Here is a 16,570-nt window from a genome sequence, read left to right as displayed (position 1 = left end):
ATTTTATTAACTGTGATGTTTATTTAAAGAAACTATCTACAAATTCGTATTTATTAAAAACTTGTAAATCATCTATTCCTTCACCAACACCAATATATTTTACAGGAATTTGAAATTGATCTGAAATTCCAATTACAACTCCACCTTTTGCCGTACCGTCTAATTTCGTTACTGCTAAAGAAGTAACTTCTGTTGCCTTTGTAAATTGTTTTGCTTGCTCAAATGCATTTTGTCCAGTTGATCCATCTAAAACTAATAACACATCGTGTGGAGCATCTCCAACAACTTTTTGCATTACACGCTTAATTTTTGTCAACTCATTCATCAAGTTTACTTTGTTATGTAAACGTCCAGCAGTATCAATAATAATTACATCTGCTCCTTGATTTACTCCTGATTGTAATGTATCAAAAGCAACTGAAGCTGGATCTGAACCCATTTCTTGACGTACAATAGGAACATCTACTCGATCTGCCCAAACTTGTAATTGATCAATAGCAGCAGCTCTAAACGTATCTGCAGCTCCTAAAACAACTTTTAAACCTTTCTTTTTGAATTGAGAAGCTAACTTACCAATCGTAGTCGTTTTACCTACACCATTAACCCCAACAACCATAAGTACATATGGCTTTTTGTTTTCTGGTATTGTAAAGTCTGTTTCATCTCCAATATTAGTTTCAGAAAGTAATCCAGCAATTTCTTCTCTTAAAATCTTATTTAACTCTTCTGTTCCTAAGTATTTATCTTTAGCTACACGCTCTTCTATTCTTTCAATAATCTTTAATGTTGTGTTTACTCCAACATCAGAAGATACTAAAACCTCTTCTAGATTATCTAATACATCATCATCTACTTTAGATTTACCAGCAACAGCTTTAGACAATTTAGAGAAAAAACTTTCCTTTGTTTTTTCTAAACCTTTGTCTAAAGTTTCTTTTTTCTCCTTCGAAAATATTTTTTTAAAAAAACTCATAGTTAACAGTTATAATCTTAATAGTTTGGTGTAAAAAATCGTACCAGTATGTAAATACAGTCAAAATGTCACTTTATTTACCTTTATACCAATACATTTTCTCCAAAAATACATCTTTTTAGCATATACAAAAAAAGCTACTTTCGTTAAGAAAGCAGCTTTTTCGTAAACTGTATACAAGAATTACTTTTTTGCTAAAAAGTCGTTAACTTGTGTAGGATCCATAATCGCTTCAACAAAAGCATAAGCACCAGATTTAGGTGACTTTACCATTTTGATAGCTTTAGTTAATCTCTTAGAACCTGTTTGTAACGTTGCTACTGATTTCTTTGCCATGACCTACTTATTTTATTTCTTTGTGAACTGTCATCTTCTTTAAGATTGGATTAAATTTCTTTAATTCCATTCTATCAGGAGTATTCTTTTTATTCTTAGTTGTGATGTAACGAGAAGTTCCTGGTTGACCAGAAGCTTTGTGCTCAGTACATTCTAATATAACTTGAACTCTGTTTCCTTTTTTTGCCATCTCTCTAATACTTTATCTAGAAGAAATTACTTTGTTAAGAAGCCTTTTTCTCTAGCTTCTTTGATTACAGCAGTAATACCTTTTTTGTTAATATTTTTTAATGCAGAAGCAGATACTTTTAATGTTACCCATTTATCCTCTTCTGGAATATAAAAACGCTTAGTCATTAAATTAGCGTTGAATTTTCTCTTTGTTCTGTTTAAAGCGTGAGATACATTATTACCTACCATCGCTTTTTTTCCTGTTAATTCACAAACTCTAGACATCTTCTTGACAGTTTTTGTTGTTATTTCTAAACGAGGTGCAAATATACGTATTTTAAACTATACAAAACAAACTATATAACATTAATTTTACATATTCTTTTTAAGTAATAGTTCTAAAGCTTTATTTACTGTTTTATTTATTACCTTTTCTCTAGGCTTTCCAAAATTAAATTCATGGACTTCAACAGTTGCTTTTGTTGCTATTCCTATGTATACCAATCCTACACTTTTATCATTATTGTCTGTCGTTGGTCCAGCATTACCAGTTACAGATATTGCATAATCTGTATTTAATTTTTCTAATGTTGCTTTAGCCATAAGCTCTGCAACTTCTTTGCTAACAACAGTATGTTCTTCAATAACTGCTTTAGGAACGTCTAATAAACTCTGCTTTAATTCGGCTGAATACACTACAAATCCACCTTTAAAATAAGATGATGCTCCAGGAATAGAAACTAACGTTGCTGCAATTTTACCTCCTGTTAAACTTTCTGCAACTCCTAAAGTCTTTTGTGTTGACTTTAATGAATCTCCTAAACTTTTTTCTATGGTTTGTTCTTCATCTAAACCTACAATAATATCAGATATTAATTCTTGAAGTTTATTTACCTCGGCATTTAAAGTTTCTGTAACAAACTCTAAATTATCTCCTTTAGCACTTAATCGTAAACGTACTTTTCCAAAAGATGGTAGATAAGCTAATTTGATATGTAATGGTAAATTGTTTTCAAAATCTTCAATCTGCTCCGCTATTACACTTTCTCCTTGTCCATACGTATGAATTGTTCGGTGTAAAATAAAAGGTAATTCAAATTTCTCTTGAATTCGTGGTAATACCTCATGACTCATTAAACCTTTCATTTCATAAGGAACTCCTGGTAATGAAACAAAAACAGTATTATTTTCATAAAACCACATTCCAGGAGCCGTTCCATATCTATTTGGAAGCAAGGTTGCTTTTGATGGTAAATGTGCTTGGTATTTTTGCACTTCATTAAAAGGATGATTCACCTTTTTGAATAATCTTTTAATGTTTTCTATAACTTCAGGATACTCTACAATTTCATTATCATTAAAATACTCAGCTATAGTTTTCTTTGTGATATCATCTTTAGTCGGACCTAAACCTCCTGTTATAATTACAATATCGACTCTTTCTTGCGCTTCTTTTAATGCATTTAAAATATGCACTCTTTCATCTTGAATCGAAGAAATTTGATGTACTGAAACTCCTATTTTATTTAATTCTTTACCTATCCATTGTGAATTGGTATCGATAATTTGTCCTATTAAGATTTCATCTCCAATAGTGATGATTTCTGCTTTCATAAGTTGTATTTCTAGTTTGATTGTATGATCATCTGTATTCCTAATTTTTTATTAAACTTATTGGTTTGCTTGTTTTGAATACTTTTCAAGAATACATTTGCATGACAACCAAAGACAAAAATACTTACATATTTTCTAAAGATTTTCTAAAAATTATGAAAATTACCTTGGAGATGTAACTAAATGCATTATTAATAGTCTTTACTGAAAAACACTCAATGAAAAACAATTTTGCTTTAATTACTGGAGCAAGTCAAGGCTTAGGTTTAGCTCTTGCTGAAGAACTTGCAAAACGTAAGTATAATTTACTTCTAGTATCTCTTCCGAATGAAAATTTAAGTACTACCGCCGATGAAATTGAAAACATATTTGGCGTTACTGTAAAATATTTCGAAACAGATATGACAGAAAAAAGTAATGTTATCGCACTAAGTGAATGGGCGAATGCTTACGATGTTTCAGTACTTATTAATAATGCTGGTAGTGGTGGATCAAAACAAATCACTGAAGTTTCTTTAGGATATATTGAAAAAATAATTCAATTGAATGTTACCTCAACAGCTTTACTTACCAAACTATTATTACCTAATTTAATTGAACGTAATAATAGTTATATTATGAATGTCTCAAGCATGGCTGCTTTTAGTCCGATGGGATACAAAACTGTATATCCTGCTTCTAAAAAATTTATTGATCATTTTTCAATGGGACTTCGAGAAGAGTTAAAAGAAAAGAATGTTTCGGTAACGGTTATTTATCCGGGACCTATGAAAACTAATGAAGAAGTTACTTCAAGAATTGAAAGTCAGAGCAAATTTGTAAATCTTGGTGTAGTTGAGCTTGATGAAATTGCTGAAATGAGTATTTCTAAAATGTTTAAAGGAAAAAGAAGAGTAATTCCTGGGCGATTAAATAGAATAAGTAAATTTATTTTAGATGTATTACCATTAAACACGAAAATAAAGATGTTAAGTAATGCTATGAAAAAAGAAATACAAGCCTAATGAAAGTTTTAGTTACAGGTGCTAATGGTTTATTAGCTACAAACATTATTGCAGTTTTATTACAAAGAGATTATTCTGTAATTGGTTTACTACGAAACGAAAAAAGTTTTGCTTTAGAACCTCATGAAAACTTAATACTACATAAAGGAGATATTACTAAAGTAGATTCGTACGATGCTTTGCTTCCTGAAATAGATTGTATTATTCATGCTGCTGCTTTAACAGGACAAGACATTATAGATTATTCGGTTTATCAAGAGGTAAATGCAACTGCAACAGAAAACCTATATAAAAGTGCTTTAGAGAATAATGTAAAAAACTTCATTTACATCAGTACGGCCAACTGTTTTGGTTTTGGAAGTTTAGATGATTTAGGAAATGAAGAAAAACCAATTCGTTTTCCTTTTTCAAATTCTTTATACGCTAAAAGTAAATTAGAAGGACAAGAGAAATTACTTCGACTTGCAAAAGATAACCCTGACACCAAACTTGTTACATTAAATCCAACCTTTATGATTGGATCTTACGATACTAAACCAAGTTCTGGAAGATTAGTTTTAAGTACTTATAATAAAAGAGTACTATTTTATCCACCAGGCGGAAAAAGTTTCATTAATGTTATTGATGCAGCTGAAGCTGTTGTGAATTCAATTGAGCTTGGAGTACATTGTGAAAGTTATATTTTATGCGGAGAAAACCTTTCCTATAAAGAGTTTTATCAAAAGGTTACGAAACAATTGAATCAGAAATCTTCTTATGTTAAAATTCCAAAATTCTTATTATATGGAATAGGTTATATTGGGAATTTACTTCGTTTCTTTAAAGTAAAAACAGATATTTCTCTAACAAACGTACAAACGTTGTGTATCAATAATTTTTATTCAAACAAAAAAGCCCAAGAGAAATTAAAGTTACAACAACGATCTATTGATAACGGAATTTCAGATGCTATTAAATGGTTTAAACTAAATTAGTTTTCTCCTATTTTATCAATTGCTTGTTCGGCATCGACATTTTTATACTGCTTCCATTTCTTTTCTAAGAGATAGTGAATAAGTACAACTATTAATACTCCTACAGCAAAAGATAAATATTCGTGAATGTATCTGTTTAATACAGGAAGCACATTTATTAATGCGGCATAAATTAAAATGTAAATTATTACTCCAAGAACAAAAGACAATACTCCTACTATAGTAAAAACAAATCTATTCTTTCGGTATTTTTTAGCTAAACCAAAGAATGTTTTCCCTATACTAAAAAGTATAATCCCTAAAACTGTGTAAAGCATTACATTCATTTATTTCACTTTAATTTCAAATGCTTGTTTTCCTTCTAATATTCCTGTTAAAATATCATTTTCTTGAACCTTACCAACACCAGCAGGAGTTCCTGTAAAAATAATATCACCTTTTTTCAGCGTAAAATATTGAGATACATATCCGATTAACTCATCTATTTTCCAAAGCATAGAAGCTGTATTTCCATCTTGAACTATTTCTTCATTCTTCTTTAACTGAAATGATAAGTTTTCTAAATCAAATTCTTCTTTAGGGAAAAACTGACCAACAATTGCGCTTCCATCAAAAGCTTTTGCTTTTTCCCAAGGCAATCCTTTTTCTTTACATTTTGCTTGAACATCACGAGCTGTAAAATCTATACCTAAACCAACAGTATCGTAATACTTATGAGCAAACTTTGGAGAAATATGTTTCCCAACCTTATTTATTTTCACCAAAACTTCTACTTCGTAATGAATTTCTTCAGAAAAAGTTGGAATAAAAAATGGAATGTTTTTAGGTAATATTGCCGAATCTGGTTTTAAAAAAATAACTGGACTCTCTGGTTTTTCGTTTGCTAATTCTTCTATATGTTTTGCGTAATTACGTCCAATACAAATTATCTTCATTCTAAAATCTTCTTAAGTAAAATTTATTCTCCTGATTCAGGAAAAACAATTGCTCTATTATCTGAAACAATTATTTGATGTTGTAAATGGCATTTCACAGCTTTTGCTAATACCAATCGTTCTACATCTGCTCCGATTTGTTTTAATGTTTTCGGAGTACTTTCGTGAGTAATTCTTTCTACGTCTTGTTCTATAATTGGACCTTCATCTAAATCTACAGTAGCATAATGTGCTGTTGCTCCAATTAACTTCACTCCTCTTTCATAAGCTCTTTGATACGGATTTGCTCCCTGGAAAGCTGGTAAAAAAGAATGGTGAATATTGATTATTCTTTGAGGATATTTATTAATAAAATCTTCTGAAAGAATCTGCATATAACGCGCCATCACAATCAAATCTACATTATGTTGAGTAAGTAAATCGATAACCTGAGCTTCTTGCGCAGCTTTTGTTGCTTTAGTTATTGGCAAGTGATAATATGGAATACCAAACATATCAGCAATTGGTTTCAACTTATTATGATTACTAATAATTAAACTGATATTACAATCGATTGTACCTTCTCTTTGTCTTTCTAACAAATCATATAAACAATGACTTGTATGTGAAACCATAATGGCAACATTTTGCTTTTCACTTTCGTAGTGAACAGACCAGGTGCAATCTAAAGCAGCAGCTAAACTAGAAAAGTTTTTCTCTAAAGCTTCTTTTGAAATGCTAGCATCTTCAGCATCTAAGCGTATTCGCATATAATAACGATCTGCTATTCCATTTACATATTGCTGACAACTTAAGATATTAAAACCTTCTTCATAAAAGAAAGAAGTAAACTTCGCTACAAGTCCTTTTTGATCAGGACATTTAATTAAGAATGTGACTACCTGAGATTGCACTTGGTTATTTTTTAAATATGAGGTTGATATAAAACTTTATTCCATTACGAACAACTCGCTATGGAATCCATTTTTTCTCGAAACTTGGCTTTCTTTTTTCTAAGAACGCGTCTCTTCCTTCTTTTGCTTCATCTGTCATATAAGCTAAACGTGTTGCTTCTCCAGCAAATACTTGTTGACCTACCATTCCGTCATCAGTTAAGTTCATTGCAAACTTTAACATTTTGATTGATGTTGGAGATTTTGCTAAAATTTCTTGAGCCCATTCATATGCTGTTGTTTCTAATTCATCATGAGGAATTACTGCATTTACCATTCCCATTTCATAAGCTTCTTGGGCTGAGTAATTTCTTCCTAAAAAGAAAATTTCTCTAGCTTTCTTTTGCCCTACCATTTTAGCTAAATATGCAGAACCATAACCTCCATCAAAAGAAGTAACATCTGCATCTGTTTGCTTAAAAATAGCATTTTCTTTACTCGCTAAAGTTAAATCACAAGTAACATGAAGACTATGTCCTCCTCCTACTGCCCATCCTGGTACTACAGCAATTACAGCTTTAGGCATAAAACGAATTAATCTTTGAACTTCAAGAATATTTAAACGGTGATATCCATCTTGACCAACATATCCTTGATGACCTCTAGCTTTTTGATCTCCACCAGAACAGAAACTCCAAATTCTATCTTTAGAAGAAGGTCCTTCTGCAGATAATAACACCACTCCGATAGAAGTATCTTCGTGTGCATCTCTAAAAGCATCTAATAATTCACTAGTCGTATGAGGTCTAAAAGCGTTTCTAACATCTGGTCTGTTAAAAGCAATTCTAGCTACACCATTACATTTCTTGTATGTTATATCTGTATATTCTTTTGCAGTTTTCCAATCGATATGCATCATAATTTCAAAAAAAATTCGTTATTTAGGAAAGCAAAAATACTATAATTATAGCTTAGTATCTCAGTACTAAACAAGAAACACAAAATATGTCGATTAAAAATTTATTTTTATTACCCTTATTATTTTTTAACCTATTCCTTTTTTCACAAGGGATAACTACTAAGAAAGTTAATTCTGTTGAATTTAATAGAGATCGTAATATCAAATTATATGTTCCTAAAGAACATAATTTAGACACTATACGTAAGTACCCAATTGCAATTGTACTTGATGATGATTACTTATTCGATATTTACGTTGGTAACTCGAAAATTTATGCAAATGCTGATTTAACACCGAAACAAATTGTTGTTGGTTTAGATGTTGACTCTGGAAATAATCAAGATGTTTCTGTGGTAACCAAAAGTGGTAACTTAACATCTAATGCTAAAAAGTTTTACAACTACATTAAAAAAGAACTAATTCCGTATTTAGAAGCAAACTACAGAACTTCTCCTTACTTAACCATTGTTGGAGATAGAGATGCTGGTAATTTTTTACTTCATTTTTTAAAAGAAAAGAATCCTATTTTTAATGCTTATGTTTCTATTTCTCCAAAGTTATCAGATCAAACCATTCGTTTGATGAGTACTTTTGATTTGAAACGCTTAGATGAAATTGACAATCAATTTTACTTGTATGTAAGTTCGAATCCTTATGAGAAAAAAGAAAGAAGAGATTTGCACGAACAATTAAAAACTGGATTAGAATCGTTAAAAACAGAAAAGCTACACATTGCTTTTAATGATTTTAAAGAAGAAGCCAACAAACCTACAGCATTGGTAAAAGCTTTACCTGATGCTTTCAGTAATATTTTTGGTTTATACCCTAGAATATCAAAACAAGAATATGATGAAAAAATAAAAGATTTAGGTCCGTTAGAAGCTATAAAATATCTTGAAACAAAATATTTAGATATTGAATATTTATATGGAACAAACTTAAATGTTCGTTTTGAAGATATTTATGCTATTGAAGGAATTGTTATTGACAAGCTTGATGGTGATTACTTAAGAGTTCTTGGTGACTTTGTTATGATTAAACATCCTGATTCTCACTTAGGAGAATACTATGTTGGTAAATTCCATGAAACTGGAAAAAATTACGAGCAAGCCTTATTCTATTATAAAGAAGCTTACGGAAAAATGGAACTTTCTAATCCGAATGCTGAAGCTTTTTATGAGAACATTATTCGTATTGAAAATGCTATGAAAAGTGCACCTAAGGAAGAAGAACCTTTACCTTTGGAAGATGAACCATTAGAAGACGAAGAAGAGGATAATAATAAAGAAGATAATGATGACGACAATAAGTAGTCGTTCTACATATAATTAGATAAAAAAAGAGTGGATAATTTAATTACCACTCTTTTTTTATTACTTATTTTTAAAAGGTATTCTCCAAGAAACACCTGTACTTACTATTAGAAACTTTTCTGAAGTAATTCCATGTCCTACTAAAAAGTCTATCAATACATTTTTATTTATTAAATACGAACCTCCTGTGTTTACACTTAAGTTAAACTTGGTGTCGCTAAACTTATCGTATGAACCAAAAGGCTCAAAAAACACAGTCCACTTATCGTTTAATATGTATGAAAAATTAAATGTATACAATCCTTGAAATTGTAACACTTCACTAGTTCTAGGATTTCCATCTCCATCTACCCCAATCATAGTTGTATTTTCTAAGTCAAAACTTGCACCTAAATTTACCGTGAAGTTTAATCCACCATAAAACTGATGATTAAAAATAAATAAAGCGGTTGCTGCAGCATTACTTATTTCATTATTCGGAAAATTAAAATTTAATAAGAAAGCAGAAGAAGGCATCATTGTGTCTCCTTCAAAAATATTGAACTTTGCTCCTAAATTATATGAAATTAAATCTGAGTTGGAAAAATTATAACTCGCTCCTCCATTTAATTCAACCTTCTCAGTAATTCCAAATCTTAGAAAAGGTGAAGTAGCAAATATTTGTTGATTATCTGAATAATCTAAACCTGCTTCTATTTGCCCCATGCTTTTACCAACAGTAAAAACACTAATAGCATTTCCTGGTCGACCAGAATCTATATTTTCTTGATATTGAGCAAATGTTGTAAAAAAAGTAAAGGATACAAATAATAGTATAAGTATCTTTTTCATAGCTTAAATTTTATTTGTTTTTAACGATCTCAATTCTGTCGTCAAAAATCTGAATTTTTCGCTGTTTATACAAACTTCCAATAGCTCTTTTAAATGCTTTTTTGCTCATTTGCAAATGAAACTTTATTGACTCAGGAGAGCTTTTATCAGTTAACATTAGCATACCTTTTTCTTCTATTTTCTTCAGTACTTTATCTACATCTTCATCTATGACGTTTCTAAAACCTTGTGGCCTTAAAGACACGTCAATTTTTTCATCTTCTCTAATTTTTTTGATATATCCAGAAGTTCTCATTCCTTCTTCAATATCAGAAAAAACCTCGTTGTTATATAATAATCCTTCATATTCTTCATTAATCAAAACCGAATAACCTAAAGCTGTTCGTACTCCGATAACTAAATCTACCTTATCTCCTTCTTGTAATTCTTCCATTATAAATTGTTAAAATATGCTTTTAATACTGTGTCGTTTTGATCTGATGGCGTAAAAATCTCTAAAATTTTTGCCTTTTCACTCTTTTTATAAAAATCTTCTAATCTTTGCTCTACTCCATCTAAAGATACTGCGTTTTGATATTCTAAACCATACATTTTAGCCAAATGTTCAGCCGTTAAACAATGTGGTGTTTCAAAATACTGTAAAGCATTTGTAGATTTTGGTCCTGGTATAATTTTAAATATTCCTCCGCCAGAATTATTAATAATAATTATTCTGAAATTACTCGGGATATGAGTATTCCAAAGCGCATTACTATCATAAAAGAAACTTAAATCTCCAGTAATTAAAGTTGTAGTTTCTTTTTCTACAACCGACGCTCCAATTGCTGTTGAAGTACTTCCGTCTATTCCGCTAGTACCACGATTACAAAACACTCGTAAAGTAGGATTTACATTATAAAGTTGCATATAACGAATCACCGCACTATTACTCACTTGAACTTGCGAATGATCTGGCAAAGCATCTAAAATATTTTTAAAAACTCTAAAATCTGAATACGATGTTTTTTGAACAAATTCTTTATGCGCTTCTTGTCTTAATTCTTTTTCTTTTACCCAAATATTTTGATAATTACTTAATTCATGAACATCTATATGAGTTCGCAATTCATTAAAAAAAGTTTCTGAAGCTTCTTTAATATGATTTGATAAACAGAAATAAGTATCTAATTTCACTTGCTTATCAATATGCCAGTGATGTTTAGGTTGATATTTTCTTAAGAATTGTTTAATTCTTTTTGAAACCACCATTCCTCCTAGTGTTATTAAAATATCTGGTTGAAGATTTTTAAATTCTTCATCATCCAACTTAGTTATCAATTGATCTATGGAATTGATAAATTTTGGATTGTATAGATTTGAAGTACTTTCTGTTAAAATTAAAACTGAAGGATCGTTCGCGTAATCATTCAATACTTTTTGAAGTGCTACATTAGGAAAATTCACACCCACAAGAATCATTTTCTTTTCAGATGCATTCCATGTTTCTCCTAAGTTTTTATACAAATCAACTTCAGTCGTTTCTTTTTTTTCTGAAACACGTTCAAAATTATACTCAGACAAGTGATCAACTGTGTTGTAAATCGGCTCGCTAAAAGGTATATTTATATGTACTGGTCCGCTTTTAAAAATTGCAGTAGAAATTACCTTTGTAATTTCACTTGTATTAAAAGTTAATTCGTTTTCATCTTCAATAAGATTTGCCGAATACAGAATATGATTTTTGAATACATTTTCTTGACGAATAGTTTGACCATCTCCAATATCAATAAGATGTTTTGGTCTGTCGGCAGAAATTACTAATAATGGAATTCGGCTATAATATGCTTCTGCAATTGCAGGATAATAATTTAAAAGTGCAGAACCTGATGTACAAACAATTGCTACAGGTTTTCTAGTTTGCTGTGCAATTCCTAAAGCAAAAAAAGCAGCACATCTTTCATCAACAATACTGAAGGTTTCAATTCCTTCAATATTAGAAAACCCTATAGTTAAAGGAGCATTTCTAGATCCTGGTGAAATCACTACTTTGTCAATCTTATATTGTTGACATGCGTTAAGAACTAATTGTGCAAGTTGTTTTTCTGGATACATTAGTCTGCAAAAGTATTACTAAAAAAGAAAATCCACACGAATTGTGTGGACTTCTTAATTATTTATACTAATTATTATTAGTTTCCTTTCTTGTAATCAGCTAAGAACTTCTCTAAACCAATGGTTGTTAACGGGTGATTTAATAATCCTTCGATAGCTTTTAATGGTCCAGTCATAACATCAGCACCAATCTTAGCACAATCAATAACGTGCATTGTATGACGAACAGAAGCTGCTAAAATTTCTGTTTCGAACATATAGTTATCATAGATATGACGAATTTCTGCGATTAAGTTTAATCCATCAGTAGAGATATCATCTAAACGTCCGATAAATGGAGAAACATAAGTTGCTCCAGCTTTTGCTGCTAATAAAGCTTGACCTGCAGAGAAAACCAAAGTTACGTTAGTTTTAATACCTTTATCAGAAAAATACTTACACGCCTTAACTCCGTCAGCAATCATAGGTAATTTTACAACTATTTGAGAGTGTAAAGCTGCTAAAGCTTCACCTTCTCTTACCATCCCTTCGTAATCTGTAGCGATAACTTCTGCAGAAACATCTCCATCTACAATCTCACAAATTGCTTTGTAGTGATTTTTAATATTTTCTTCTCCAGTAATCCCTTCTTTCGCCATTAATGAAGGATTAGTAGTAACTCCATCTAAAATACCTAAAGCTTGAGCTTCACGAATTTGATCTAGGTTTGCAGTATCTATAAAAAATTTCATCGATCTTTTGTTTAACAGTTGTGTTTTGCGCAAAACTACAACTTTAAACGATTTCTATAAACCTATTTATAATAAAGTTATAAGAATTATTTCAGCTAGATTTTTAGATTGAAAAAAATTAGAAAATGCTATAAACAGGAACAAACAGCCAATACATAAAAGCTGTTTGTTCGTAATAAGGAGGATTACTAATTCAAATATTAATTGCAAAATTATTGCATTTCTGTATTTGAAATGTGAAATAAATGTTACAATATTACAGGAACCAGTGTTAATTAACATTAATTAACAAAACACAGTGCTTTTAATTCAAAAAATTTAACACTCTTCAGAAATAAAGCAGATTTTCTATCAAAAAATATAAGTTAGTGATTACTTAACACACGAATTAGTTCTTTACATTTATCAATATTTATTTTTGAATCTTAATTCTTTTTTATGGACTTATCGAAAGTAAAACTTATTGTTACTGATTTAGACGGAACTCTTTTGAATTCTAACCACGAAGTGAGCGATTTATTCTTCGAGCTTTTTAGTGAAATAAAAAAACACGACATTATTTTTACTGCTGCAAGTGGAAGACCATTATATAGTATGGTAGAAAAATTAGAAAAGATTAAAGATGAAATTATTATTGTTGCTGAAAACGGTGGACTTGCAATTAAGGAAGGAAACACATTACTTTCTACAGCTATGCAAAGAGAAAATTTAAATTCGATTACTAGCATTTTAGATAACTTACCCGAAGCACATCCTGTATATTGTACAAAAGATAGAGCTTTTACTTCTAGTAAAAATCCTGAGTTACTTAAATTACTGGCTGAGTTTTACAAAAACTACGAAAGCATAAATTCAGTTGAAGAAATTAAAAAACCCGTTTACAAGGTTGCTATTTATCATGAAATAAGTACAGAACAGTTTTTATACCCACATTTAAAACATTTAGAAAATGATTTTAAAGTAAAAGTGTCAGCTAATCATTGGGTAGACATTTCCGAAATGAATGCCAATAAAGGACACGCCGTACAATTAATTCAAGAAGAACACAATATCTCTTATGAAGAGACTTTAATATTTGGTGATTATAATAATGATCTTGAAATGTTGAAAAGAGCTCATTTTAGTTATGCTATGGAAAACGCACATCCTTTGGTAAAAGAAACTGCTAATTTTTCTACTAAAAGCAACGATAACTTTGGTGTAGAATCTATTTTACAACAAATGCTACAACTAAAACAAGCATAAAAATTTATAACTTATAATGATTCATTATTAATTTTTCATAAACTCTATCTGGCAACGCTCTTTTCAACACCACTGAAAAACGTTCCATAAAAGCTCCTATTTTATAATGAACTTTAGGCTTTTTTGATTCTATAATTTTATGAATTGCTTTTGCCATTACTAAAGGATCTAAACCTTGATCTACATATTCGTCACTAACTTTTAAGTTTTTACTGTAAGCTTCTTTATATGCTGAATCTTCAGAAACAGGTGTATAATATCTACCTGATGCTATATTAGTTGCAAAACTACCAGGCGCGACACTCACTACATTAACTCCAAAGCTTTTCACTTCCATACTTACAGATTCAGTAAGTAACTCTAAAGCTCCTTTACTAGAAGAATAAATACTTCTAAATGGTAAACCTGAGTAACCTGCCAGAGATGTAACATTGATAATCAACCCTTTTCCTTCTTTTCTCATAAAAGGTAAAACTGCCTTCATCACTCTAATCGGTCCGAGAAAATTCGTATTAAAACCTCCTTCAATCTCAGAAATATCAATATCTTCCATAGCTCCCATAATACCTTTTCCAGCATTATTTATAAGCACATCTATTTTTCCTTCCTTATCAACTACCTCTTTAATAGCCTTAGTAATTGAATCAGCATCTAAAACATCTAAAGCAACTAATGGAAAAACTACGTCTTTAACTCTATCAGGATTTCTACTTGTACCATAAACTGTATATCCTTTAACTTTAAGATATTCACCCATTGCCTTTCCAATTCCTGAAGATGCACCTGTAATAAAAACTACTTTACTCATGTTTTAAAACTATGTTATTAGTATTCGATTTTTTTTAATATATCAGTAAGTTATTCTTATATTGGAAGAGAAATTATTTATTTACAAACACTTAACCCTTTGTAGACAAAAAAGAAACATTTAGTTGATACTGATTGCTCAAAAATCCACAAACATTGGATTTTTTCCAAATTTTTCCTCTAAAGATTTTGAGGTCTTTTAAAAAATAGGTACTTTCGGTGTTGAAACACGTAATTTAATTATTCCCTATAAAAGTAAAATTCATTATTATGAAAAAATTGTTACTTATACTGTTCGCAGTCTCACTGATCGTCTCTTGTGAGAAGAAAGAAAAGCCTAAAGACTTTTTAGTGCTTTCTGGTGAAGTAGATAATTTCAGAAAACGTACGATAGAACTTACTGGTTATAACTTTGAGAGAAAGATTCGTTTTGACAGAAAAAACAAAACATTTCTAGATACATTAAAAAATATCACTCCGGGTCATTATACTTTAAAGATTGGTAAGAGACCTGTACAAGTATATTTAAGTTCACTTGATGACTTAAAATTAATAGTTGATGCAAAAAAGAGAACTAAAGATCCTGTTTTTGAAGGAGCAACAGCTAACATTAATAAATACATCACTGAAAAAGCTAAAAAGCTTGGTGTTGTTTTAGGAAATGCAAATAAACTTTTCTCTATGAATGAGGATGAGTTTTTAAGTAAAATGGATAGCTATAAATCTACATTAGAAGATTTAGCTAACGCTTCTCAATTACCTGCTGATTATTTAGAAAAGGAAATGAGAAACATTAACTACGAATTTGCATTAGCAATTAAGAACTACCAAGGTTTCCACCGTATTCTTTATGGAGATGAAGAGTTTGAAGTTTCAGATCAATTCCCAATGGATATTCCAGACGATATTGATTTAAACATTAGTGTAGATTATATTAACTCTAAGCCATATAGAGATTTAATCAAAAGAAGATTAGATGATGTTACTAACAAGAAGAACAGACAAGATGGTGATTTTGATTTAACATACTTAGAAACTGTTCACACAGAAATTAACGACACTTTAGTTAAAAACGATTTATTACACAAAGCTGCTGAAAAGCAAATTACAACTACTATTAACTTAAAAGAGTACTACAGAAAGTACAACAGTTATTCTACTAATACTGCTAACAAAGCAGAAATTGGAGAATTATATAACAAGTTAAAGTTAACTGCTAAAGGGCAGCCTTCTCCTAAGTTTGATAAATTAGAAAACTACAACGGAGGAAAAACTTCTTTAGATGATTTAATCGGTAAAGGAAAGTATGTTTATATTGATGTATGGGCTACATGGTGTGGTTTCTGTAAAAAAGAAATCCCTTTATTAAAGAGATTTGAGCAACAATTCCACGGAAAAAATATTGAGTTTGTTAGTTTAAGTGTTGATAGACCATCTAGCAAAGCAAAGTGGAAGCAAACTATTAAGGATAGAGAAATGAGTGGTATTCAACTTTTTGCTGGTAAAACACAAGAAGAATTACAATTCACAAAAGATTATTTAATCAAAGGATTACCTAGATTTATCTTAATCGATCCTGATGGGAAAATTGTAAACGCTAACGCTCCAAGACCTAGCCGTAGTGAAGAGCTTATCGAATTATTCGAAGATTTAGGTATTTAATCAAAATCTTTTATAAAATATAAAGAGTTATGAATTTAATCATAGCTCTT

Annotated in this window: 19 protein-coding genes; 5 read left to right on the top strand and 14 right to left on the bottom strand. The window is 30.3% G+C overall.

Annotated features, from left to right (window positions below; genetic code table 11):
- Positions 1 to 19: 19 nt before the first annotated feature.
- From ftsY to Q1A15_RS18840, 5 genes are all read right to left on the bottom strand, one after another.
- Positions 20 to 973, bottom strand: coding sequence for a signal recognition particle-docking protein FtsY (ftsY, locus tag Q1A15_RS18860; protein WP_299627639.1), 954 nt, complete (start codon positions 971 to 973; stop codon positions 20 to 22).
- 183 nt (positions 974 to 1,156) lie between these two features.
- Positions 1,157 to 1,309: a DUF4295 domain-containing protein gene (locus Q1A15_RS18855; protein WP_299627637.1), complete on the bottom strand. Its 153-nt coding sequence runs from the start codon at positions 1,307 to 1,309 to the stop codon at positions 1,157 to 1,159.
- Between the two features lie 7 nt (positions 1,310 to 1,316).
- The gene (gene rpmG, locus Q1A15_RS18850) at positions 1,317 to 1,499 is read right to left on the bottom strand and encodes a 50S ribosomal protein L33 (protein WP_013070733.1); all 183 of its coding nucleotides are present in this window, start codon (positions 1,497 to 1,499) and stop codon (positions 1,317 to 1,319) included.
- Positions 1,500 to 1,525: 26 nt separating this feature from the next.
- Positions 1,526 to 1,765: a 50S ribosomal protein L28 gene (gene rpmB, locus Q1A15_RS18845; protein WP_075344434.1), complete on the bottom strand. Its 240-nt coding sequence runs from the start codon at positions 1,763 to 1,765 to the stop codon at positions 1,526 to 1,528.
- Positions 1,766 to 1,852: 87 nt separating this feature from the next.
- Positions 1,853 to 3,094 (bottom strand): competence/damage-inducible protein A, encoded by a 1,242-nt coding sequence (locus Q1A15_RS18840; RefSeq protein ID WP_299627633.1) that lies wholly within the window; start codon positions 3,092 to 3,094, stop codon positions 1,853 to 1,855.
- A gap of 218 nt (positions 3,095 to 3,312) precedes the next feature.
- On the opposite strand from Q1A15_RS18840, the gene Q1A15_RS18835 reads away from it, so the two are divergent.
- Together Q1A15_RS18835 and Q1A15_RS18830 are read left to right on the top strand one after the other, a co-directional pair.
- Complete coding sequence (locus Q1A15_RS18835; protein ID WP_299627631.1) at positions 3,313 to 4,098, top strand: SDR family NAD(P)-dependent oxidoreductase; 786 nt, start codon at positions 3,313 to 3,315, stop codon at positions 4,096 to 4,098.
- Positions 4,098 to 5,072, top strand: coding sequence for an NAD-dependent epimerase/dehydratase family protein (locus Q1A15_RS18830; RefSeq protein ID WP_299627629.1), 975 nt, complete (start codon positions 4,098 to 4,100; stop codon positions 5,070 to 5,072). The genes Q1A15_RS18835 and Q1A15_RS18830 overlap by 1 nt, the downstream gene beginning before the upstream one ends.
- Here the strand turns inward: Q1A15_RS18830 and Q1A15_RS18825 are convergent.
- Genes Q1A15_RS18825 through Q1A15_RS18810 form a run of 4 tightly spaced genes read right to left on the bottom strand, consistent with a single transcriptional unit; the run spans position 5,069 to position 7,798 of the window.
- A complete protein-coding gene (locus Q1A15_RS18825; RefSeq protein ID WP_299627627.1) occupies positions 5,069 to 5,398 on the bottom strand; it encodes a hypothetical protein in 330 nt (109 codons plus the stop codon). The genes Q1A15_RS18830 and Q1A15_RS18825 overlap by 4 nt on opposite strands.
- Complete coding sequence (locus Q1A15_RS18820) at positions 5,399 to 6,007, bottom strand: fumarylacetoacetate hydrolase family protein (protein ID WP_299627625.1); 609 nt, start codon at positions 6,005 to 6,007, stop codon at positions 5,399 to 5,401. It abuts the gene before it with no gap.
- 23 nt (positions 6,008 to 6,030) lie between these two features.
- The gene (gene purU, locus Q1A15_RS18815; RefSeq protein WP_299627623.1) at positions 6,031 to 6,900 is read right to left on the bottom strand and encodes a formyltetrahydrofolate deformylase; all 870 of its coding nucleotides are present in this window, start codon (positions 6,898 to 6,900) and stop codon (positions 6,031 to 6,033) included.
- Between the two features lie 58 nt (positions 6,901 to 6,958).
- Positions 6,959 to 7,798 carry a 1,4-dihydroxy-2-naphthoyl-CoA synthase gene (locus tag Q1A15_RS18810; RefSeq protein WP_299627621.1) on the bottom strand — a complete coding sequence of 280 codons (840 nt, stop codon included), beginning with the start codon at positions 7,796 to 7,798 and terminating at the stop codon, positions 6,959 to 6,961.
- 86 nt (positions 7,799 to 7,884) lie between these two features.
- Here Q1A15_RS18810 and Q1A15_RS18805 point away from each other — a divergent pair, with 86 nt between their 5' ends.
- Positions 7,885 to 9,153: an alpha/beta hydrolase-fold protein gene (locus tag Q1A15_RS18805; RefSeq protein ID WP_299627619.1), complete on the top strand. Its 1,269-nt coding sequence runs from the start codon at positions 7,885 to 7,887 to the stop codon at positions 9,151 to 9,153.
- A gap of 60 nt (positions 9,154 to 9,213) precedes the next feature.
- On the opposite strand, the gene Q1A15_RS18800 is transcribed toward Q1A15_RS18805, so the two are convergent.
- The 4 genes from Q1A15_RS18800 to fsa all read right to left on the bottom strand — a co-directional run bounded on the left by Q1A15_RS18800 (position 9,214) and on the right by fsa (position 12,806).
- Complete coding sequence (locus Q1A15_RS18800; RefSeq protein WP_299627617.1) at positions 9,214 to 9,984, bottom strand: transporter; 771 nt, start codon at positions 9,982 to 9,984, stop codon at positions 9,214 to 9,216.
- 10 nt (positions 9,985 to 9,994) lie between these two features.
- On the bottom strand, positions 9,995 to 10,417 hold the full coding sequence (locus tag Q1A15_RS18795; protein ID WP_299627615.1) for a DNA-binding protein: 423 nt from the start codon (positions 10,415 to 10,417) through the stop codon (positions 9,995 to 9,997).
- Entirely contained in the window at positions 10,417 to 12,075 is a 1,659-nt protein-coding gene (menD, locus tag Q1A15_RS18790; RefSeq protein ID WP_299627613.1) for a 2-succinyl-5-enolpyruvyl-6-hydroxy-3-cyclohexene-1-carboxylic-acid synthase, read from the bottom strand. The genes Q1A15_RS18795 and menD overlap by 1 nt, the downstream gene beginning before the upstream one ends.
- A gap of 77 nt (positions 12,076 to 12,152) precedes the next feature.
- Positions 12,153 to 12,806, bottom strand: coding sequence for a fructose-6-phosphate aldolase (gene fsa / locus Q1A15_RS18785; RefSeq protein WP_299627611.1), 654 nt, complete (start codon positions 12,804 to 12,806; stop codon positions 12,153 to 12,155).
- A gap of 438 nt (positions 12,807 to 13,244) precedes the next feature.
- Here fsa and Q1A15_RS18780 point away from each other — a divergent pair, with 438 nt between their 5' ends.
- Positions 13,245 to 14,051, top strand: coding sequence for an HAD family hydrolase (locus Q1A15_RS18780; protein ID WP_299627609.1), 807 nt, complete (start codon positions 13,245 to 13,247; stop codon positions 14,049 to 14,051).
- Between the two features lie 4 nt (positions 14,052 to 14,055).
- Here the strand turns inward: Q1A15_RS18780 and Q1A15_RS18775 are convergent, their stop codons facing one another.
- Entirely contained in the window at positions 14,056 to 14,859 is an 804-nt protein-coding gene (locus tag Q1A15_RS18775; RefSeq protein ID WP_299627607.1) for an SDR family oxidoreductase, read from the bottom strand.
- A 269-nt stretch (positions 14,860 to 15,128) separates the two neighbouring features.
- Here Q1A15_RS18775 and Q1A15_RS18770 point away from each other — a divergent pair, with 269 nt between their 5' ends.
- Positions 15,129 to 16,520: a TlpA disulfide reductase family protein gene (locus Q1A15_RS18770; RefSeq protein WP_299627605.1), complete on the top strand. Its 1,392-nt coding sequence runs from the start codon at positions 15,129 to 15,131 to the stop codon at positions 16,518 to 16,520.
- Positions 16,521 to 16,570: the final 50 nt, after the last annotated feature.

Origin of the sequence: uncultured Tenacibaculum sp. (genome assembly GCF_947495995.1) — a bacterium.
GTDB lineage: Bacteria > Bacteroidota > Bacteroidia > Flavobacteriales > Flavobacteriaceae > Polaribacter.
Note: the sequence above shows the minus strand (reverse complement) of the source record. Positions and strands in the feature narration are given on the sequence as shown.